Annotated in this window: 22 protein-coding genes; 9 read left to right on the top strand and 13 right to left on the bottom strand. The window is 61.5% G+C overall.

All coding sequences use genetic code 11. The annotated features are described in order from the left end of the window. Nucleotides 1-95 precede the first annotated feature (95 nt). Entirely contained in the window at nucleotides 96-617 is a 522-nt protein-coding gene (locus BM110_RS23110) for a DUF3617 domain-containing protein (protein ID WP_092241545.1), read from the top strand. Here the strand turns inward: BM110_RS23110 and BM110_RS23105 are convergent. The 7 genes from BM110_RS23105 to folE2 are packed head-to-tail and all read right to left on the bottom strand — an operon-like array spanning nucleotide 614 to nucleotide 6239. Continuing rightward, nucleotides 614-1951 (bottom strand): dihydroorotase, encoded by a 1338-nt coding sequence (locus tag BM110_RS23105; RefSeq protein ID WP_092241547.1) that lies wholly within the window; start codon nucleotides 1949-1951, stop codon nucleotides 614-616. The two genes, BM110_RS23110 and BM110_RS23105, sit on opposite strands and share 4 nt — an antisense overlap. Before the next feature lie 3 nt (nucleotides 1952-1954). Beyond that, entirely contained in the window at nucleotides 1955-2515 is a 561-nt protein-coding gene (locus tag BM110_RS23100; RefSeq protein WP_093120247.1) for a gamma carbonic anhydrase family protein, read from the bottom strand. Next, nucleotides 2512-2925, bottom strand: coding sequence for a phosphoribosyl-AMP cyclohydrolase (hisI, locus tag BM110_RS23095; RefSeq protein ID WP_093514234.1), 414 nt, complete (start codon nucleotides 2923-2925; stop codon nucleotides 2512-2514). Before hisI ends, BM110_RS23100 begins: the two co-directional genes overlap by 4 nt. Further along, a complete protein-coding gene (locus BM110_RS23090) occupies nucleotides 2922-3800 on the bottom strand; it encodes a metal ABC transporter substrate-binding protein (protein ID WP_093514233.1) in 879 nt (292 codons plus the stop codon). The genes hisI and BM110_RS23090 overlap by 4 nt, the downstream gene beginning before the upstream one ends. 11 nt (nucleotides 3801-3811) lie before the next feature. Then, nucleotides 3812-4678, bottom strand: coding sequence for a metal ABC transporter permease (locus BM110_RS23085; RefSeq protein ID WP_071490858.1), 867 nt, complete (start codon nucleotides 4676-4678; stop codon nucleotides 3812-3814). Then, nucleotides 4678-5346 (bottom strand): metal ABC transporter ATP-binding protein, encoded by a 669-nt coding sequence (locus BM110_RS23080; protein WP_093514232.1) that lies wholly within the window; start codon nucleotides 5344-5346, stop codon nucleotides 4678-4680. The genes BM110_RS23085 and BM110_RS23080 overlap by 1 nt, the downstream gene beginning before the upstream one ends. Next, a complete protein-coding gene (gene folE2, locus BM110_RS23075) occupies nucleotides 5343-6239 on the bottom strand; it encodes a GTP cyclohydrolase FolE2 (RefSeq protein WP_093514231.1) in 897 nt (298 codons plus the stop codon). Before folE2 ends, BM110_RS23080 begins: the two co-directional genes overlap by 4 nt. A gap of 127 nt (nucleotides 6240-6366) precedes the next feature. Between folE2 and BM110_RS23070 the strand changes: the two genes are divergently transcribed. Next, the gene (locus BM110_RS23070; protein WP_093120256.1) at nucleotides 6367-7569 is read left to right on the top strand and encodes an N-acetylmuramoyl-L-alanine amidase; all 1203 of its coding nucleotides are present in this window, start codon (nucleotides 6367-6369) and stop codon (nucleotides 7567-7569) included. Here the strand turns inward: BM110_RS23070 and BM110_RS23065 are convergent. After that, a complete protein-coding gene (locus tag BM110_RS23065; protein ID WP_093120259.1) occupies nucleotides 7566-7934 on the bottom strand; it encodes a glutamine synthetase in 369 nt (122 codons plus the stop codon). The genes BM110_RS23070 and BM110_RS23065 overlap by 4 nt on opposite strands. A gap of 127 nt (nucleotides 7935-8061) precedes the next feature. Here BM110_RS23065 and dksA point away from each other — a divergent pair, with 127 nt between their 5' ends. The 4 genes from dksA to BM110_RS23045 are packed head-to-tail and all read left to right on the top strand — an operon-like array spanning nucleotide 8062 to nucleotide 11353. After that, nucleotides 8062-8466 carry an RNA polymerase-binding protein DksA gene (gene dksA / locus BM110_RS23060; RefSeq protein WP_058424325.1) on the top strand — a complete coding sequence of 135 codons (405 nt, stop codon included), beginning with the start codon at nucleotides 8062-8064 and terminating at the stop codon, nucleotides 8464-8466. Between the two features lie 27 nt (nucleotides 8467-8493). Continuing rightward, complete coding sequence (gene zigA / locus BM110_RS23055) at nucleotides 8494-9702, top strand: zinc metallochaperone GTPase ZigA (RefSeq protein ID WP_092241563.1); 1209 nt, start codon at nucleotides 8494-8496, stop codon at nucleotides 9700-9702. Next, a complete protein-coding gene (locus BM110_RS23050; protein ID WP_071490852.1) occupies nucleotides 9702-10346 on the top strand; it encodes a DUF1826 domain-containing protein in 645 nt (214 codons plus the stop codon). The genes zigA and BM110_RS23050 overlap by 1 nt, the downstream gene beginning before the upstream one ends. Nucleotides 10347-10390: 44 nt before the next feature. Further along, nucleotides 10391-11353, top strand: coding sequence for a CobW family GTP-binding protein (locus BM110_RS23045; protein ID WP_093514230.1), 963 nt, complete (start codon nucleotides 10391-10393; stop codon nucleotides 11351-11353). On the opposite strand, the gene BM110_RS23040 is transcribed toward BM110_RS23045, so the two are convergent. Next, a complete protein-coding gene (locus tag BM110_RS23040) occupies nucleotides 11347-11742 on the bottom strand; it encodes a DUF3301 domain-containing protein (protein WP_092241567.1) in 396 nt (131 codons plus the stop codon). The two genes, BM110_RS23045 and BM110_RS23040, sit on opposite strands and share 7 nt — an antisense overlap. A gap of 117 nt (nucleotides 11743-11859) precedes the next feature. Here BM110_RS23040 and pdxY point away from each other — a divergent pair, with 117 nt between their 5' ends. Then, nucleotides 11860-12732: a pyridoxal kinase PdxY gene (pdxY, locus tag BM110_RS23035; RefSeq protein WP_093514229.1), complete on the top strand. Its 873-nt coding sequence runs from the start codon at nucleotides 11860-11862 to the stop codon at nucleotides 12730-12732. An 82-nt stretch (nucleotides 12733-12814) separates the two neighbouring features. Then, nucleotides 12815-13843 carry a hypothetical protein gene (locus BM110_RS23030; protein WP_092241571.1) on the top strand — a complete coding sequence of 343 codons (1029 nt, stop codon included), beginning with the start codon at nucleotides 12815-12817 and terminating at the stop codon, nucleotides 13841-13843. A 36-nt stretch (nucleotides 13844-13879) separates the two neighbouring features. Here the strand turns inward: BM110_RS23030 and BM110_RS23025 are convergent, their stop codons facing one another. After that, on the bottom strand, nucleotides 13880-14365 hold the full coding sequence (locus BM110_RS23025; protein WP_033897247.1) for an acyl-CoA thioesterase: 486 nt from the start codon (nucleotides 14363-14365) through the stop codon (nucleotides 13880-13882). A gap of 291 nt (nucleotides 14366-14656) precedes the next feature. On the opposite strand from BM110_RS23025, the gene BM110_RS23020 reads away from it, so the two are divergent. Then, complete coding sequence (locus tag BM110_RS23020) at nucleotides 14657-16420, top strand: cation:proton antiporter (protein WP_093514228.1); 1764 nt, start codon at nucleotides 14657-14659, stop codon at nucleotides 16418-16420. 81 nt (nucleotides 16421-16501) lie between these two features. Here the strand turns inward: BM110_RS23020 and BM110_RS23015 are convergent, their stop codons facing one another. The 3 genes from BM110_RS23015 to uvrD all read right to left on the bottom strand — a co-directional run bounded on the left by BM110_RS23015 (nucleotide 16502) and on the right by uvrD (nucleotide 20287). Then, nucleotides 16502-16909, bottom strand: coding sequence for an SMI1/KNR4 family protein (locus tag BM110_RS23015; protein WP_028618538.1), 408 nt, complete (start codon nucleotides 16907-16909; stop codon nucleotides 16502-16504). 135 nt (nucleotides 16910-17044) lie between these two features. Then, nucleotides 17045-17914: a Tim44 domain-containing protein gene (locus tag BM110_RS23010; RefSeq protein ID WP_071490847.1), complete on the bottom strand. Its 870-nt coding sequence runs from the start codon at nucleotides 17912-17914 to the stop codon at nucleotides 17045-17047. Between the two features lie 189 nt (nucleotides 17915-18103). Further along, the gene (uvrD, locus tag BM110_RS23005) at nucleotides 18104-20287 is read right to left on the bottom strand and encodes a DNA helicase II (RefSeq protein WP_092241575.1); all 2184 of its coding nucleotides are present in this window, start codon (nucleotides 20285-20287) and stop codon (nucleotides 18104-18106) included. Between the last annotated feature and the right edge of the window lie 24 nt (nucleotides 20288-20311).

Genomic DNA, 20311 nt, shown 5'->3' with positions numbered 1-20311 from the left:
GACCATGTCTGCTTACGAATGTCGCTATTTTATTTGCCGTGCAACACTGGCGCCCTGGCGGCGTCTAACGCCCAACATTAACCAGGAGTTACCCGATGAATGCACGTCTGCTGTCTTTAGCCATGGTTATGGGGTTGTCGCTGCCGGTGGCCGCACAGGCGCAGATGCTGGCGCCAGGCTTGTGGGAATTGACCACCAGCAATATGAAAGTCGATAACCAGGACCTGCCGGACCTGTCGCTGATCCTTGGTCAACTCAAGCAACAAATGACCCCCGAACAGCGCGCCATGCTGGAAAAACAAGGCATCACCATGGCCGGCAAAGGCGTGCAGGTGTGCCTGACACCGGCGCAGGTCGCCTCTGATTCTATCCCGTTGACCGACCCGCAATCGGGCTGCAAACAGCAAGTGACGGACAAGACCGGCAACCAGTGGAAATTCCGCTTCAGTTGCCCGAAAGCCCAGGGCACGGGCGTGGCGACCTTCCAGAGTCAGAAGGAATTCACCACCACCATCAACGGCACCTTCAATGCCACTGGTATTCAGCAAAAGGGCAGCCTCGACAGTCACGCCCAGTGGCTGGGCAACGATTGCGGTACGGTCAAGCCTCGCGCTTAACGCAGGAAATGCAATGGCAGGCCCTGGCAACTGTCGACTACCTGACCGTTGTGCCAGGCCAAGTGGCCGGAGACCAGCGTGGTGCCGACGCTATGACGAAAGCTGCGCTCGGCGAAGGGGGTCCAACCGCAGCGGGCCAGGATCGGCTCGCTGCTCACCGGCTTGCCGTGGGGCTCGGGTTTGATCAGCACCAGGTCGGCCCAATAGCCTTCGCGTAGGTAACCCCGATCCGGGATGGCGAACAGGTCGGCCACGCGATGACTGGTCTTCGCCACCAGCGTGGTCAGCGGCAGATGCCCGTCAGCCACCAGTTCCAACAGTGCCGGCAGCGCGTGTTGCACCAGCGGCAGTCCGGACGGCGCCTCTCGGTAACCCAATTGTTTTTGCCCCCAGGTGTGAGGCGCATGGTCGCTGCCAATCACGTCCAATCGATCACTCAGCAAGGCCTGGCGCAAGGCGTCGCGGTCGGCACGACTCTTGATCGCCGGATTGCATTTGATCTGGTGGCCGAGGCGGTGATAGTCGCGGTCGTCGAACAGCAGGTGGTGCAGGCAGACTTCGGCGGTGATGCGTTTTTCGGTCAGGGGCTTGTCATCGAACAGCGCCAGTTCGCGGGCGCTGGTCAGGTGCAGCACATGCAGGCGCGTGCCATGGCGCCTGGCCAACTCCACGGCAAAAGATGAGGAGCGATAGCACGCCTCAGCATCGCGGATCAGTGGATGCGCGACGGCGGGAATATTGTCGCCGAAGCGCTCGCGCAGACGTTGTTCGTTGGCCTGGATACTCGGCGTGTGTTCGCAATGGGCCAGCAGGATGGTTGGCACTTCGGCGAACAGGCGCTCCAGGATCCGCGGGTCATCCACCAGCATATTGCCGGTGGACGCTCCCATGAATACTTTCACCCCGGCGACTTCACGCGGGTCGAGGGCGGCGACGGTGTCCAGATTTTCGTTGCTGACACCAAAGTGAAAGCCGTAGTTGGCCACCGAGTGCAGGGCGGCACGGCGTTTCTTGTCGGCCAGCGCTTGCAGGTTCAAGGTGGCCGGGTTGGTGTTGGGCATGTCCATGAAGCTGGTGATGCCGCCGGCCACCGCGGCGCGGGATTCGCTGTAGAAGCTGCCTTTGTCCGGCGCGCCGGGTTCGCGAAAGTGCACCTGGTCATCGATCATGCCCGGCAGCAGCCACTGGCCTTGGGCGTCGATTTCCACCGGCTCGTTATAGCCGTCAAGGCTGGCGGCGATCTTCTCGATACGGCCATTGGCGACCAGTACATCGGCGTCGAACTCCTGGCCTTCATTCACCAGGCGGGCATTGCGAATCAGCACGCGACTCATGGCTCAGAACTCGTTTTGCAGGGCTTTGTAGCCACGCACCAGATCGACGTTGGTACGCGCCACGTCTTCGGAAAACTCCGAGGCGCTTACGCTGACCGGCGGGAATTGCGACAGGTCGGTGGCAGGCCCGATGCGGGTGGTGGAGGGCACGTAGAAGGCGGCGGGCAAATCGCGACCGTCGACCACCGAGTTGTGACGCACCACGCAGCCATCACCCACGGCGCAGTTGAACAGCACACTGTTGAAGCCGATGAACACACGGTCGCCGACGCTGCAGGGGCCGTGGACGATGGAGCGGTGGGCGATGGAAGTGAACTCGCCGATGGTCACCGCCGCGCCGGACTTGGAGTGGATGACCACGCCGTCCTGGATGTTGGAGTTGGCGCCGATGGTGATCGGGTCCATGCCCCCGCTGGCGTCGACTTCATCGGCGCGGATCACCGCGTAGGGGCCGACGAAGACGTTCTCGCCGATGATGACCTTGCCGCAGATGATTGCGGTCTTGTCGACGTAGGCTGACTCGGCAATGACGGGAAGATCGCCGGATGGGTTCTTGCGGATCATGCTGGGGGCTCCGTGAGGATGTGAACGTAGTCGCCATCGATAGCGTTGTAGAAGCAGGTCGGTCGACCGGTGTGGCAGGCCGGGCCGTGCTGGTCGACGATCAGCAACACCGCGTCGCCGTCGCAATCCAGGCGCGCTTCGACCAGTTGTTGCCAATGGCCGGAGCTTTCGCCTTTACGCCATAGCTGCCGACGCGAGCGTGACCAGTAGCAGACTTGCCCGGTGGCCAGGGTTTCGTTTAGGGCCTGGCGGTTCATCCAGGCCAGCATCAATACTTCACCGCTGCCGTGTTGCTGGGCGATGGCGGCGATCAGGCCGTCGCTGTTCCAGGGCAGGGCGTCGAGCACCTGTCCGAGTGGAAAGCGGCTGCCCACGGCAGCCCCTTCCAGATCGAGCATGCTCAGGGTCATGGCTTGCCCAGGGCCGCGCACAAGGTGTTGAGGTTGTATTCGAACAGCCCGGTAAAGGTGCTGGCCGGACCTTGCGCGGCGAGGGCGTCGGAGTAGAGCGTGCCGCCGATCTGCGCGCCACTTTCGTCTGCGATCTGCTTGAGCAGGCGCGAGTCCTTGATGTTTTCCATGAACACCGCTTTGACTTTATCTTTGCGGATCTGGGTGATCAGCGCGGCGACCTCGGCGGCGGACGGTTCACGTTCGGTGGACAGACCCTGGGGCGCAAGGAACTCAATGCCGTAGGCCTGGCCCAGGTAGCCGAAGGCGTCATGGGAGGTGACGATGCGGCGGTTGCCTGCTGGCAGCGCACCGAACTTGGCCTTGGCTTCGGCCAGCAGGCGGTAGATTTCTTTCAGGTAGGCCTGGCTGTTGCGCAGGTAGTCAGCCTTGTTCGCCGGGTCGGCGGCGACCAGCGCCTTGGTGATGTTGTTCACGTAGATTTCGGCGTTGGCCAGGTTGTGCCAGGCGTGGGGGTCGGGGATCGTTTCGCCGTCCTCTTCCATGGTGTGGGAAATCACGCCTTTGCTGGCGGTGACCACGGTCGCATTGGTTTCGGTGCTGGCCACCAGCCGGTCCAGCCACGGCTCGAAGCCCAGGCCGTTCTTGATGATCAGCTTGGCCTTGAGCAGCGCCTTGGCGTCGTCCGGCGTTGGTTCGTAGGTATGGGCGTCGGCGTCAGGGCCGACCATGTTGCTGATCTGGATGTGATCGCCACCGATCTGTTGGGTGATGTCATCGAGAATACTGAAACTGGTCACCACCTGGAGTTTGTCGGCGGCCTGGGCCATCGACAACGGCAGCAGCAGACTGAATAGCACGAGTAAAGCGCGCATCGGGAAACACCTCATTGGGATGTAAGGGAGGGCGGGCGGCGCAGCAAGCCGTGCACCGGACCGAAGACCACGGACAGCAGATACCCGGCACCCGCCACCAGCACGATGGCCGGGCCGCTGGGCAACGAGTAGTAGAACGACAACAACAAACCCAGCCACACCGACAGGCTTCCCAGCACCGCCGATACCGCGATCAACACCGGCAGGCGCCGGCTCCAGAAACGTGAAGCGATGGCCGGCAACATCATCAACCCCACCACCATCAAGGCGCCGATGGCCTGGAAACCGATCACCAGATTCAGCACCACCAGGGTCAGGAACAACCCGTGGGCCAGTGGGCCGAGGCGGCTGACGGTTTGCAGGAACAGCGGATCGAGAGTGTCCAGCAGCAACGGTCTGTAGATCACCGCCATGGCGATCAGGCTGAACCCGGAGACCCAGAGCATGCCGGTGAGGGTGGTTTCATCCACCGCCAGGGCCGAGCCGAACAGCAGATGCAGCAAGTCCAGGCGCTTGCCGGCGATGCCGAGGATCAACACGCCGGCGGCGAGGGAGATGGGGTAGATGGCGGCGAGGCTGGCGTCTTCACGCAGGCCGGTGCGACGGGTGATCCACGCGGACAGGCCGGCCATGCTCAAGCCGGCGCCGAGGCCGCCGATGGTCAGAGCCGGCAGGCTGAGGCCGGCAAACCAGAAACCGAGTGCGGCGCCGGGCAGGATGCCGTGGGCCACGGCGTCACCGATCAGGCTCATGCGTCGCAGGATCAGGAACACACCCAGCGGTGCAGTGCTGCAGGCAAGTACCAGTCCGCCGATCAACGCACGACGCATGAACACGAAGTCGAGGAAGGGCATCCACAGGTGGGCGGCGAAGTGCATCAGGCCACCTGCATTTGGGGCTGTGGGCGGATCAGCTCTTTGCTGGGGCCGAACAGGCAGCCGGTATTCTTGATCTGCACCACGTGCTGGGTGTGATGGCGCACGGAGGCAAGGTCATGGCAGACCACGATCAGCGTACGGCCTTGATCGTGCCAGGCGTGGATGTGTTTCCAGCACAGCGCCTGGCCTGCTTCATCGAGGGCGGCGTGGGGTTCATCGAGCAGCAGCACCGGCGCTTCGGCCAGGCTCATGCGCGCGAGCAGGGCGCGTTGCAGCTCGCCGCCGGAGAGAGCCATCAGCGGGCGATGTTCCAGGCCGCTGAGGCACCAGTCTTCCAGCACGGCTTCAAGGCGCCGGCCGCGTTGTTGCGGGGAGAGCTGGGTGCCCCAGAAGCCGGCGGCGACCAGCTCTTGCAGGCTGATGGGGAACTGGCGGTCCAGGTGCTGTTGCTGCGGCAGAAACGACAGACCGCCACGGCGTGGAACCGCCACCGTGACCTTGCCCGCCAAGGGCTTTTGCAGGCCGGCGATGACCTTGAGCAGGCTGCTTTTGCCGGTGCCATTGGCGCCGATGATGCCGGTGAGGCTGCCTTTTTCCAGAGTGAGGTCGAGGGCGGGTGTCAGCGGTTGGCCTGGGGCGCCCCAGCGTAAGGCGGTGCAGGTGATCATGCAGGGTTTCTCGTCCAGCGGCTTTCCGCCACGGCATCGTGCGCGTGCAGGCTTTCGGCGTGGATCACTTTCAGGTGGAAGGCGTTGACCGCATCCGAGCGTTTCAAGGCGAGGTTCAGGCGGCGGGCGGCGTCTTCGCAGAACATCAGGTTCTGCCCATTGGCCAGGGCGAAGGCCTGTTCGTCCGCGCGTTTTACAGCGGTTTGTACGGCGGTGCCGAGGGCGGCTTCGACGTTATCGATCAGTTCGGTGATGGGCAGGCTGGGTTGGTCGCCGTCCAGCTCGATCAGCAACTGCGCGCTGCTGCGCTGGCTGTGAGGTGTGGCGACGATGCCGTTGGCGCTGCCGAGCCAGGTCAACACGTCTTCATGCTGCAGCGGGGTGTTGCCGAAGTCTTCAAGAAATTGCTGCTGAATCAATTGCCTGGCGAGGGCGGCGGAGCACGGGCAGGTTGAAGAATAGGTAACATCAATTTTTAGTTCCACGTGGAACATCTGGTTTTCCAGGCGGGCCTGGATGCTCACCGGGTAGCCTTTCCAGCCAGCCAACGGGCTGACCAGCGCCGAGCGCTTGAGCAGCAGATCGGTATGGATACGCAGGTAGGCGTTATTAGATAAACCTTCATGACTGTCGAGAAAACGCTGCAGTACATTACGCAGAAGTGCAGGTGTAAGCGGCTGCTGGTCGAGCATCTCCAGCGCCAGGTACAGGCGTGACATATGAATGCCACGGGCGGCGCCATCATCCAGGCTTACGCCGGCATCGGCAGTAGCAGCAAGACGCTCGCCGTCGATGAGGATCGGCAGGGCGATGCCGCACATGCCTACCCAATCGAGTGGCAAGGCTTGGCGTGAAGCCTGCGCGGCGATATCCGGCAGAGTCAGCGCATTCATGAGCAGGTCCATCATTGGAAATAAAAGGACATGTTATAGTATAACTATTGTGTCGACGATGGTTTTTCTGCGCCAGCCTTTTTTCAGTCATGTCGAGCAGGGACGCTCCTTTTTGCGGTAACTTTTCATGCACAGACGTCAGCTTCTTAACCTGCTTCTGGCCAGTCCGCTGTTCACTTTGCCGTTTGCCGCCCATGCCACACAGATTCGTAATGCTCGCCTGTGGCGCTCGGACGACAAGCTGCGGTTGGTGTTCGACCTCAGCGGCCCGGTGCAATACAAGACCTTCACCCTGAGCGCGCCGGAGCGCCTGATCATTGATCTGAGCGGGGCCGGGCTCAGCGGTGATTTCTCTCAGTTGGCGTTGAAGAACAGCGGCATCACCTCGATTCGCTCGGGGCATTTTGGTAAAGGCGATACGCGCATCGTGCTGGACCTGGTCGCACCGATGCAGCTCAACAGCTTTCTATTGCCGCCTCAGGACGGCCAGGGTCATCGCCTGGTACTGGACCTGACCAGCGCCACCCAGGTGCCTCGCCAGATGGCCGCTGAACCTGCGCCGCGCGTGGATAAGGCCCACCCCAAGCGCGACATCATCGTGGTGGTGGATCCCGGCCACGGCGGCAAGGACCCGGGTGCAGTCGGCTCCAAGGGCCAGCGTGAAAAAGACGTGGTGCTGTCCATTGCGCAACTGTTGGCCAAACGCTTGAAGCGCGAGAAAGGCTTTGACGTGAAGTTGGTGCGCAACGACGATTTCTTCGTACCGCTGCGCAAACGGGTGGAGATCGCCCACAAGCACAATGCCGACATGTTCATCTCCGTGCATGCGGACGCGGCACCACGCATCACCGCCTCGGGCGCGTCGGTGTATGCCCTGTCCGAAGGCGGCGCGACGTCCGCCACGGCGCGGTTCATGGCGCAACGGGAAAACGGTGCCGACTTGCTCGGCGCCACCAGCCTGCTCAATCTCAAGGACAAGGACCCGATGCTGGCCGGGGTAATCCTGGACATGTCGATGAACGCTACCATCGCCTCCAGCCTGCAACTGGGCCACTCGATCCTGGGCAGCCTGGAAGGCATCACCAGCCTGCATCAGAAACGCGTGGAACAGGCGGGATTCGCGGTGCTCAAGTCACCCGACGTGCCGTCGATCCTGGTGGAAACCGGGTTTATCTCCAATGCGCGTGACAGTGCGCGGCTGGTTACCGCGCGGCATCAACAAGCGGTTGCCGATGGGTTGTTCGAAGGCTTGAAAAAGTATTTCCAGAAGAACCCACCGATGAACAGCTACATGGCGTGGGTGCAGGAACAGAAGAACGCCCAGGTCTAGCAACCCGTTATACGGCTGCAGGTGAATTTTGCGCTGGCACCACCCGAACTGGAAAACCGGTTGAGGGTGGTCCAGCCCACGCGCCGCGTGTAGCCGACCCACGCCTCACCGTCCGACGCCAACCCGGTAAAAAAGGTCAGCTGCCCGTAGCGGCTGTTGGTCTGTGCCCAGTAGCGCTTGCCTATCACCTCGTATCCGCGCAGATACGTGGTACTGCCGACCGTCGCCACGCTGTAGGCATTGCCCAACGGGTCGACACAAGCCAGCAGGTTGGCGCTGCGCGTGCAGTGGGCCAACAGGTTGGGGGCCTGGGCGCAGGCAGGTCCCGCCGCAGCCAAAAACAGGGCGCACACCAGGTATTTCATCAGGTTTCTCGTGGCAGGGAAGTGTTCAAGCATTGCGCCCTTCGTCGTGGTGAGCAAGAGGGGATTGGCTTATTTGTATTGTTATACTATAACATTAAAGCACAGCCTGACCCGTGAACCGTTCTCCATGACCGAACAAGACCTGCTGGCCCAACCGCCCGCCGACTATATGAATGAAGCCCAGCAAGGCTTCTTCCGTGAGTTGCTGCTGGCGCAACGCAATGAGCTGCAAGCGCGTATCGACGCCGAATTCCTGCTGCTGCGCGAGCAGGAAACCAACAGCGACCCTGCCGATGTGGGCAGCGCCGAAGAACAGCGCCAATGGCAACTGCGCCTGCTGGAGCGGGAAAAGAAGCTGTTGGACAAGATCGACGACGCCCTCGAATTGCTGGCACGCGGCGAGTACGGCTGGTGCCGCGAGACCGGCGAGCCCATCGGCCTGCAGCGCTTGTTGCTGCGTCCTACCGCCACCCTGTGTATCGAAGCCAAAGAACGTGAAGAGCTGCGCGAACGCCATAAACGGGCGATTTGACCGGCCAACCCTGATGAGGAATACCTGATGCCCAATCGCCTCCCCGTTACTGTGTTGTCCGGCTTTCTCGGCGCCGGTAAAAGCACGCTGCTCAACTACGTCCTGCGCAACCGCGAAAATCTGCGGGTGGCGGTGATCGTCAACGATATGAGCGAAATCAATATCGATGGCAGTGAAGTCCAGCGCGACGTCACCCTCAACCGCGCCGAAGAAAAACTGGTGGAGATGAGCAACGGCTGCATCTGCTGCACCTTGCGCGAGGACTTGCTGGAAGAAGTCGGAAAACTCGCCAAGGAAGGTCGCTTCGATTACCTGCTGATCGAATCCACCGGTATCTCCGAGCCCTTGCCGGTGGCCGAGACCTTCACCTTTCGTGATGAAAACGAGCAAAGCCTGGCCGATATCGCCCGCCTGGACACCATGGTCACCGTGGTCGATGGCATGAACTTCCTGCTCGACTACCAGGCCGCCGAAAGCCTGGCCTCGCGCGGTGAAACCCTCGGTGAAGAAGACGAGCGCTCCATCACCGACCTGTTGATCGAGCAGATCGAATTCGCTGACGTGATCCTCATCAGCAAGATCGACCTGATCAGCAGCCGCGAACGTGAAGAATTGATGGCAATCCTCGAACGCCTCAACGCCCAGGCGGAAATCATCCCGATGGTCATGGGGGAGGTGCCGCTGAACAAGATCCTCAACACCGGCCGTTTCGACTTCGAGCGCGCCGCCCAGGCGCCGGGCTGGCTGCAGGAATTGCGCGGTGAACATGTGCCGGAAACCGAAGAGTACGGCATTGCCTCCACCGCTTATCGAGCTCGCCGCCCGTTTCATCCGCAGCGCTTTTTCGACTTTATCGACCGCCCGTGGGTCAACGGCAAACTGCTGCGTTCCAAGGGTTTTTTCTGGCTCGCCAGCAAACACCAGGATGCGGGCAGTTGGTCCCAGGCCGGTGGCCTGATGCGTCATGGGTTTGCCGGCCGCTGGTGGCGCTTTGTGCCCAAAAGCCAATGGCCTCAGGACGAAGAGAGCATCGCGGCGATCATGGGCAACTGGCAACTGAGCACTGGCGACTGCCGCCAGGAGCTGGTGTTTATCGGCCAGAACATCGACTTCACCCGCATGCGCGCCGAGTTGGATGCGTGCTTGCTCACCGATGAAGAAATGGCCCTGGGCGTCGAAGGCTGGCGCTTGCTGGCCGACCCTTTTGGCCCCTGGTATGAGGAGGCAGCCGCCTGATGCTGGCCCCGGTGATTCCCCTGCGTCCCGTGATTCGCCAGACTTGCGGTGACACCCCGCTGGCGCTGTCCGACATCCTCGAAGACGGCGTCAACCTGGCGCTGTGGCAGCGCCAGCTGCCGCTGCACATCGCCGAGTTCGGCGCCTTGCTGGTGGCGCTCAACGAGCCGTTGGCCGACTCCATGGTCATCGAGCTCAACAACGACGACGCCGAGCCAAACTTGCAGGGTTTGGCGTCGAGTTGTCGTGATCTTGAGGGCTACGAAGGCTTCATCGCCGATGTGTCGTGGCTGGTCAGCGCGTTCGCCTGTCTGCTTGGTGCCAAGCGTATCGGCGTGCGCCTGCGTCTGTTGGATAAAGCCATGTGCCCGCGTTTTCACGTCGACCACGTGCCGGTGCGCCTGATCACCACCTATGCCGGAGTCGGCAGCCAGTGGTTGCGTGAAGGCGTGATGGACCGTCGCAAGCTCAGCCAGCCGGATGCCGAACCCACCGAGCGTATCGAGCAGATCCACTGCGGCGAAGTCGCCTTGCTCAAGGGCACCAAATGGCATGGCAATGAAGGCCATGGCCTGATTCACCGTTCACCCGCACTGAGGGCCGACGAGCGCCGCTTGATCCTGACACTGGATTGGCTCGCATAACCGCGTAGGATCAAACGCTCTACACGGTCCGAACGATGCCCCTCATGTTGCAGAACATTCCTACCCACGTGATTGCCGGGCCCCTGGGCGCCGGCAAGACCAGCCTCATCCAGCACCTGCTTGCCCAGCGCCCGGCCAACGAGCGCTGGGCCGTGCTGATCAACGAGTTCGGGCAGATCGGCCTGGATGCTGCCTTGCTCACTCAGGATGACGACGGCATTGCCCTGGGCGAAGTCGCCGGAGGTTGCCTGTGTTGTGTGAACGGTGCTCCGTTCCAGATAGGCCTTGGCCGTTTGCTGCGTAAGGCTAAGCCCGATCGGCTGTTTATCGAACCCTCGGGCCTGGGTCATCCGGCGCAGTTGCTCAAGCAGTTGCGCGAAGCACCGTGGCAGAGCGTGCTGGCCGTCCAGCCGTGCGTGCTGGTGCTGGATGCGCAAGCGCTGGCGGCGGACAAGCCCCTGCCCCCAGCGCAGCAGGAGGCGTTGGCGAGTGCCGGGTTGCTGGTGTTGAACAAGGATGAAGCGCTGGATGCGGCGCAGCGCGAGCAGATCGAGCACCAGTTACCGGAATGCCCGCTTTACTGGACTCGACAGGCGTATTTGCCGCTGGCGCATTTACCTGGCCTTGACGCGCGGGCTGCTGCGGCTGTGGACAACTTCGCCGTACCCAAAGGCCTGGCGCAAATGCCGGCCATCTGGACCGATCCTGACCAGCCCATTTGCCTGAGCCAGGCTCAAGAGGGCGGCTGGAGCATTGGCTGGCGCTGGCACCCCAGCCAGCAGTTCGACACCCCGCAGCTGCATAACTGGCTTACAAGCCTTGATTGGCGCCGCGCCAAACTGGTTATCCACAGTGCCGAAGGCTGGGTGTCCGCCAATGCTGTGGATAACGGCCCGCTCACCTGGCAACCCAGCGAATGGCGGCGCGATTCGCGTATCGAATTGATCTTCAGCGAGCCACAGGACGTGGGCGTGTTACAGCGTGCGCTGGCCGCCAGCCGTCAGTGACGCTTCTTGGACGCGTGGTCCTGGCGCCACTGGCTCAGCTCGATCACCTCGGCACTGGGCAACGGCGTCTTGATCTCGAACGGGTAGGGCGCCAGTTCGATCTGTGCGCTGTGGGCACCGAACTGTGTGATGGTCCCCGGATGGCGGGTTTCGCCGGTCACGGTGAACTCGAAGTTGTAGATGCGCGCCAGGCGCCGCCGACCGTTGGCATCCTTTACAAAACCGATGCGCTTGAGTGCCACCGCACCGTCCAGCAGTTCGATGTCGAGCTTGGCGCAATGCTGCTTGACCCGCTCCAGCGCCCGCTCGCGCAGGCCATGGTTGTGCCAAACCCAGGCGGCGCCGGTCGCCAGTAGCATCAACACGAACATGTTTCCCAGGGTCAGCATGCGAAAAACTCCAACAAAGTGAGGGCAGCTTAACTGTGTCGCCGGTCTGTCGTACAGGCTGCGTTTAGTCGCATACTGCGCGGCCAGAATTTCATTGGTTTTACGGAAATCTCCCGCATGAAACGCACACCTCATCTGCTTGCGATCCAGTCTCATGTGGTCTTTGGCCACGCCGGAAACAGCGCCGCCGTGTTCCCCATGCAGCGCGTTGGGGTGAACGTGTGGCCGCTGAACACGGTGCAGTTCTCCAACCACACCCAGTATGGCCAATGGGCGGGAGAAGTGTTGGCGCCACAGCAGATTCCCGTGTTGGTGGAAGGCATTGCCGCCATCGGCGAGCTGGGCAATTGCGATGCGATTCTGTCCGGCTACCTGGGCAGCGCCGATCAGGGCAGGGCGATCCTGACTGGCGTGGCGCGCATCAAGGCCATCAACCCCAAGGCCCTGTATCTGTGCGACCCGGTGATGGGGCATCCGGAAAAAGGCTGCATCGTTCCCCAGGAAGTCAGCGATTTCCTGCTGGACGAAGCCGCGGCCATGGCCGACTTCCTGTGCCCCAACCAACTGGAACTGGACAGCTTTGCCGGGCGCAAGCCGCAATCGCTGTTCGATTGCCTGGCCATGGCCAAGGCGTTGCTGGCGCGTGGGCTGAAGGCCGTATTGGTCAAACACCTGGATTATCCGGACAAGTTGCCGGACGGTTTCGAGATGCTGCTGGTGACCCCCGAAGGCAGTTGGCACCTGCGACGGCCGCTGCTGGCGTTCCCACGTCAGCCGGTCGGGGTGGGCGATTTGACCTCGGGGCTGTTCCTGGCACGTGTTCTGTTGGGCGATAGCCTGCTCGCCGCCTTCGAATTCACCGCTGCAGCGGTCCACGAAGTGTTGTTGGAAACCCAGGCCTGCGCCAGTTACGAGTTGGAGCTGGTGCGCGCCCAGGATCGTATTGCCCATCCTCGCGTGCGTTTCGAAGCCACTCCCATTGGATTGTAGGAATATTCCTGATTGAGTCAGGCAAAGAGCGTCCGGTACTATCGGGCGCCTCTTAGTCCCCTGTGCTTTTCAAGGAAGAACCATGTCTCCCGTATTCCCTTCGCCACGGGCGCTGACCGCTCTGGTGCTGACGTCGTTGCTGGGCGGTTGCAGTGTGAACGGCACTTACCCTGACGCCACCGAGCCGGACGCTGCGAAACTGCGCTTTATCTCCAATACGTCCAACACCACCATCGACGTCTACGATGCGCAACATTGCATGGGCCAGACCACCGGCATGCTCAATAATATTTTCCTGGTCGATACCCGGCGGCGTGTCGGCATGTCGGTGCCCCCTCCGGCCAAGGCCAGGGGCTTGCTGGAGTTCAAGCTGGCTCCCGGCAAGGAAACCATGCTGATGATCAACACCAATGGCGGCAGCTATGTCTGCGGCAAATCAATGAGTATCACGCCAAAGGCCGGGGAAGAGTACGAAGTGACCTTCGATATGGCGCGGGGCATCTGCACGACCTCGTTGCAGCGCCTGACGCGCTCCGGTGGCAAGGACGTGCGCATTCCACAGCCGATATTCGAGAACGGCATGCCATCGTGCGCGGGCAAAAGCCCGATATTCGGCAAGGTGATCCCGGATACGCCACACCGAACTGCGTTGATCAACGCAATCGTTGAAACCCATATGCAACTCATCACGTTGATGGAGTCTGACACGGCGCAGCGCCCGCAAGCCGTCGAGGAGGCAATCGCCGAGCGCAAGGCGCGGTTCGGCCAGTTCACTCCGCCTGAGGCCTATTGGACTCAATACCGTGAGAACTATGCACGGGTAAATCAGGAAATGGCCGGCCGCAAGGCGCGTACCCTCGAGCTGTATGAGCGGGTTTACCGCATGCGCCTGAGCGGCACCGAAGATGCGATCCTGGAGCAATGGCAGAACCCGACGGACGCCGCCGTGGTGGAGCGCGTCAAGGCGAACGACAAGTTGATGGCGCAGTACTACAAGAACACCAGCAAAGCGGTGATGGTGGACATCGTGAATCATCATATGGAGCGCATGAGCCAGTTGGACCAGCGCTTTGATGTCTGTGCCCACGATGATCAGTGCTGGCGGCTGTAGGAGCGCAGCTGCTCGCTCCTAAAGGCGGGAAATGGCCTACAGTGCGTCTGCCTTGATTTCCTGGTAGCGCTTCTCCAGTTCCTGTCGGATCTGTCGACGCTGCTGAGCCTGTACGAATCGGCGCTTGTCCTCGCTGTTCTGCGGTTGCAGGGGGGGCACGGCGGCCGGTTTGCGCTGGTCGTCCACGGCGACCATGGTGAAGAAGCAGCTGTTGGTATGGCGCACGGAGCGTTCGCGGATGTTCTCGGTCACTACCTTGATGCCCACCTCCATCGAGGTGTTGCCGGTGTAGTTGACCGACGCGAGGAAGGTCACCAGCTCGCCGACATGGATCGGCTCGCGAAAGATCACCTGGTCCACCGACAGCGTGACCACATAGCGGCCGGCATAGCGGCTCGCGCAGGCATAGGCCACTTCGTCGAGGTACTTGAGCAGGGTGCCACCGTGGACATTGCCTGAGAAGTTGGCCATGTCAGGGGTCATCAATACCGTCATCGACAGCTGGGCGTTTCCGGGTTCCATAGCACACTCACGGGTTGTAGGCATTGGTTGGGGGGCACCTCTGCGGGTGCTGGAATCTTTGCAGGACCATCCATAACGGGACGCCGGTGGGCGGCTAGCCGTCACGCGCGAACCGATCTGTTTCCATATATTGCACCGGCTTTCCGGCGGAAGTCGCGGTGTTAACCTTCAAAAGCCCATCTCAGGGCATTTCTTACGATCAAGGCAGACTTTTCCTTCCGCACTTTGCGACATTTCAAAGGCGCGCGCGGAAGTGGGAAAAGCACCAGTACCCTCAAGGAGCCCCTCGCCATGCACGCCATCAGCTTTATCCAGGACTTGGCCGTGATCATGCTGGTGGCAGGGGTTGTCACCATCCTGTTTCACCGCCTCAAGCAGCCGGTGGTGCTGGGCTACATCGTTGCCGGGTTCATCATCGGCCCCCACACCCCGCCGTTCGGCCTGATCCACGACGAAGACACCATCAAGACCCTCGCCGAGCTCGGGGTGATCTTCCTGATGTTCTGCCTGGGCCTGGAATTCAGCCTGCGCAAGCTGTTCAAGGTCGGCGCCACGGCGTTTATCGCGGCCTTCCTGGAAATCATCCTGATGATCTGGATCGGCTACGAAATCGGCCGCTGGTTCGACTGGAACACCATGGACTCACTGTTCCTTGGCGCGATCCTGGCGATTTCCTCGACCACCATCATCGTCAAGGCGCTCAATGACCTGAAGATGAAGAACCAGCGTTTCGCCCAATTGATTTTCGGCGTGCTGATCGTCGAGGACATCCTCGGCATTGGCATCATCGCCTTGCTGTCGAGCATCGCCGTCAGCGGTACGGTCAGCTCCGGCGAAGTGTTCTCCACCGTCGGCAAGCTTTCGCTGTTCATGATTGTCGCGCTGGTCATCGGCATTTTGCTGGTGCCGCGCTTGCTGGCGTACGTGGCCAAGTTCGAAAGCAACGAGATGTTGCTGATCACCGTACTGGGCCTGTGTTTCGGTTTCTGCCTGCTGGTGGTCAAGCTGGAATACAGCATGGTGCTGGGCGCGTTTCTGATCGGCGCAATCATGGCCGAATCCCGGCAGTTGATTAAGATCGAGCGCCTGATCGAGCCGGTTCGCGACATGTTCAGCGCCATCTTCTTTGTGGCCATTGGCTTGATGATCGACCCGCAGATCCTGCTGCAATACGCCTGGCCGATTGCGGTGATCACCGTGGCCGTGGTGTTGGGCAAGATGCTGTCCTGCGGCCTGGGCGCGTTTATCGCTGGCAACGATGGCCGTACCTCACTGCGCGTGGGCATGGGGCTGTCACAGATTGGCGAGTTTTCCTTCATCATCGCGGCGCTGGGGATGACGCTGCAGGTGACCAGCGATTTCCTATACCCCGTCGCGGTAGCGGTTTCGGCCATCACCACACTGCTCACGCCGTACCTGATTCGCGGCGCCGACCCGCTGTCCTTGAAGATCGCAGCGGTTATGCCCAAGCGATTGAGCCGGGTTTTCGGCATGTACGGCGAATGGCTGCGCAGTATCCAGCCTCAAGGTGAAGGCGCGATGCTGGCATCGATGATCCGCAAGATCATCCTGCAAGTCGGGGTCAACCTGGCGCTGGTGATCGCGATCTTCTTTGCCGGCAGCTTTTTCGCGGCGCGCATCGGTGGGTATCTGGAAGGCTGGATCGGCGATCCAAGCTGGCAGAAGGCGTTGATCTGGGGAGGGGCGTTGCTGTTGTCGCTGCCATTCTTGATTGCCGCGTATCGCAAGCTCAAGGCGCTGTCGATGCTGCTGGCGGAGATGAGCGTGAAGCCAGAAATGGCCGGGCGGCATACCCAGCGGGTGCGAAGGGTGATTGCAGAGTTGATCCCGATCCTTTCGTTGCTGGTGATCTTCCTGCTATTGGCAGCCTTGTCGGCCAGTATTTTGCCGACCAACAAGTTGCTGGTGCTGATTGCCGTGGTGACGGCGGCGGTGGCGGCGGTGCTCTGGCGGTGGTTCATCCGCGTGCATACGCGGATGCAGGTCGCCTTGTTGGAGACGCTGGATAACCATAAGGATACGCCGGAGCATTGAGGGGCTTGGGAGGGCTGCTTCGCAGCCCGACGCGGGGCAAGCCCGCTCGCCACAGCGAGCCCGGTCAGCCAAACAGCTCTGTCAGCTTTCCAGCCAGACGTCCCGCGCCCAGTGCCACACCGATTCCCAGGTTTCTTCGGTGACGATTTCTTCTTCGCCGGACCACAGCACCACGGTGCCGTCTTCTTCGACGCAGTAGTAGTCGTCGCCGTCCTGGCAGATCGGGATCAGGCTGCGGTCGACACCGGCATCCCAGGCGTTGGCGGCCACGTCCGGCAGGTAGGTGTGGGACTGCGGGTCGGTGACGGTCACCGGCTCCAGGCTGCCGTACACCACGTCGCTGACGGTCAGCAGGAATTCACGGAAGACAAACGGGATGTCGATGAACAGTTGTTCCTCGATCTCCACCAGTTGGTCTTCGTCAGGCAGCTCCAAGGGAACCGGGACCGGTTCGTTGGCTTCACGCAATTGTTCGATGATTTCTTCCACGGCCGGGATCCTCTTGCTAGATGGCGCGGTTTATAGGGGCGTTTTATACAGTAGCTCGCTATAAGTGCAACCGTGAAATAGAAAACCCCGGACAGGTCCGGGGTTTTTTGTATCTGTTTACCAAGCGTGCAGGGATCAGCCGTTCTGGCGGATACCGGCGACCAGCCATGGCTGGTTGTCGCCCTGTGCACGTTCCATGTTCCAGCTTTCGCTGAACACTTCGCCCTGGTCGAAACGCGAGGTCTTCGACACACCGCTGAAGGTCAGGGTGGCGATGGTCTTGTCGGCGCGATCATCCACACCGTCCAGCTGCACGCGCAGGTCGTCGATGTAAGTCGACTGGAATGCATCGCCAATCTCGGCGCGTTCGCGCTTGAGGAACTCCAGCAGTTGCGGGGTCACGAACTCGGCGATCTTGTCCATTTCGTTGGCGTCCCAGTGCTGCTGCAGGGACTGGAAGTGGCTGCGAGCCGCCTCGACGAAACGTTCTTCGTTGAACCAGGCCGGTGCATTGATCACCGGGCGGGCCGCGGCAGGTGCTGCCGAACCACCGAAGATCGAACCCATGGCTGGTTTTTGCTCGAACACTTCACGCTGCATTGGCGCGCCGGCTGGAGCCAGGTGCTCCTGCTGCTTGCGGCGACGAGCGGCGATAAAGCGGAAGACCAGGAAGGCGATGACCGCCATGATCAGGATGTCGAAGATCTGCATACCCTGGAAGCCGCCGCCCATGAACATGGAGGCGAGCAGGCCACCGGCGGCGATGCCGGCAAGAGGGCCCAACCAGCGCGAAGCACCGCCGGCCTTGGCGGCAGCGCCTGCAGCACCGGCGGCGCCTGCGGTGGCCGCAGCACCGCCGGCACCGGCGGATGGAGCCATTTGGCTGGTCTGGTGAGTCGGTGCTGCGCCTGAGCTTTTGCCGCCACCGAAGCGTTTGGCGTTGGCGTCGAGGCTCATCGTCAGGCCGATGCACAACGCCATGGCGATGCTAAGAAAACGTTTCATAAAGGGAATTCCCATTTGTGGATTGCACGCGCGCCATGTTGCACAGGTGTGGTGACAGTGGCTAGCGGCATAATGTTTCGGGCTTTTGCGTAGGACAGATTCAGAACGGTCTGTAGGACTTATTACAGATATTGGCCCGCGCTTGTTAAAAACAAGGGTGGGCCAAGAACCTTCATGTAGGCAAATGTTTCAAACGGCTTCGAGTTTCGCGTAACCCATCATCAGCCACTTGCTGCCTTCGGCGAAATTCACCTGCACCCGCGCCTGGGCACCGGCACCCTCGAAGTTGAGGATCACCCCTTCGCCGAACACCGAATGCCTGACCTGCTGGCCCAGGCTGAACTGGGTCTGCGGAATCTCCGAGCCCGCAAACATGCTGCTGGAGTTCTGCTGCTGGCCCCCGCCGAACGGGCGGCTGACGCTGTTGGACAGGCGCACTTCCTGGATCAGCCCCTTCGGTACTTCACGTACGAAGCGCGACACCTTGTTGTAGGTCTCGCTACCGTACAGGCGTCGGGTCTCGGCGTAGGTCATCACCAGGTTCTGCATCGCCCGGGTGATGCCCACGTAGGCCAGGCGGCGTTCCTCCTCAAGGCGGCCGGGTTCTTCCAGGCTCATCTTGTGCGGGAACAGGCCTTCTTCCATGCCCACCAGGAACACGTAAGGGAATTCCAGGCCCTTGGCGCTGTGCAAGGTCATCAGCTGGATGCTGTCTTCATGCTCGTCGGCCTGGGTATCGCCGGCTTCCAGCGAAGCATGGCCGAGGAACGCGGCCAGCGGTGTCAGCTCTTCGTCTTCCTCGGTATTTTCGAACGCACGGGCTGCGCTCACCAGTTCCTCAAGGTTTTCTACCCTGGCCTGGCCTTTCTCGCCTTTTTCCGCTTCGTGATAGGCGATCAGCCCGGATTGCTCGATCACAGTCTGGGTCATCAAATGCAGGGGCATTTGCGCGCACTTGGCCGCCAGGTTCTCGATCAGCTCGACAAACACACCCAGCGCACCCGCCGCGCGACCGGTCAGGCCCTTGTTGGCGATGAGCAGGCGCATGGCTTCCCACATCGACACATCGGCGTGGCGGGCGTGGTCGCGAATGGCTTCGACGGTTTTTTCACCGATGCCACGGGCCGGGATATTGATCACCCGTTCCAGCGCCGCATCGTTGCCACGGCCTTCCAGCAAGCGCAGGTAGGCCATGGCGTTCTTGATTTCCGCCCGCTCGAAGAAGCGTTGACCGCCATAGATGCGGTACGGGATGCGTTCGCGCAGCAAGGCTTCTTCCAACACCCGCGATTGGGCGTTGGAACGGTACAGAATGGCGATATCGCTGCGCGCCAGGCCGGTTTTCAGCGCGCTTTCGATGGTTTCCACCACGTAGCGCGCTTCATCGTGTTCGTTGAACGCGGCGTACAGGTTGATCGCTTCGCCTTCGCCGCCGTCGGTCCACAGTTCTTTGCCCAGGCGCCCGGTGTTGTTGGCGATCAAGGCGTTGGCCGCCTTGAGTATCCCGGCGGTGGAGCGATAGTTCTGCTCCAGGCGGATAGTGACCGCGTCCGGGAAGTCTTCGGAATACTGGTAGATGTTCTCGATTTTCGCGCCACGCCAGCCGTAGATCGACTGATCGTCGTCGCCCACCACCATCAGGCTGTCGCCACCTTTGGCCAGCAGGCGCAGCCAGGCGTACTGCACGGCGTTGGTATCCTGGAACTCGTCCACCAGGATATGGCGGAAGCGTTTCTGGTAATGCGCCAGCAGGCCTGGGTTATCGCGCCACAGGTCGAGGGCGCGCAGCAGCAGCTCGGAAAAGTCGATAACCCCGGCGCGTACGCAGGCGGCCTCATAGGCTTCATAGATGCTGCGCATGGTGGCCAGGAACAGATCGCCGCTGGCCTGGATATGTTGCGGGCGCAGGCCTTCGTCTTTCTGGCCATTGATGAACCATTGCGCCTGGCGCGCCGGCCAGCGTTGTTCGTCGAGGCCCAGCTCGCGGATCACCCGCTTGACCAGGCGTTGCTGGTCATCGCTGTCCAGAATCTGGAAGGTCTGGGCCAGGCCCGCTTCCTGCCAGTGCGCCCGCAGCAAGCGGTGCGCCAGGCCGTGGAAGGTGCCCACCCACATGCCGGCCGGGCTGATGCCCATCAGCTGTTCGATGCGGTGGCGCATCTCGGCAGCGGCCTTGTTGGTGAAGGTCACCGACAGGATGGAATGCGGGGACGCGTTCTCGACCTGGATCAACCAGGCGATACGGTGCACCAGCACTCGGGTTTTACCGGAGCCAGCACCGGCCAGGACCAACTGACGGCCAACGGGGGCCGCTACAGCCTGGCGTTGGGCATCGTTGAGGGAGTTCAGCAAAAGGGAGAGATCATCGCGCATCGGCGCATTCTATGGCCCCCGGGG

The organism is Pseudomonas sp. NFPP28, assembly GCF_900115535.1.
GTDB classification, from domain to species: domain Bacteria; phylum Pseudomonadota; class Gammaproteobacteria; order Pseudomonadales; family Pseudomonadaceae; genus Aquipseudomonas; species Aquipseudomonas extremorientalis.
Note: the sequence above shows the minus strand (reverse complement) of the source record. Positions and strands in the feature narration are given on the sequence as shown.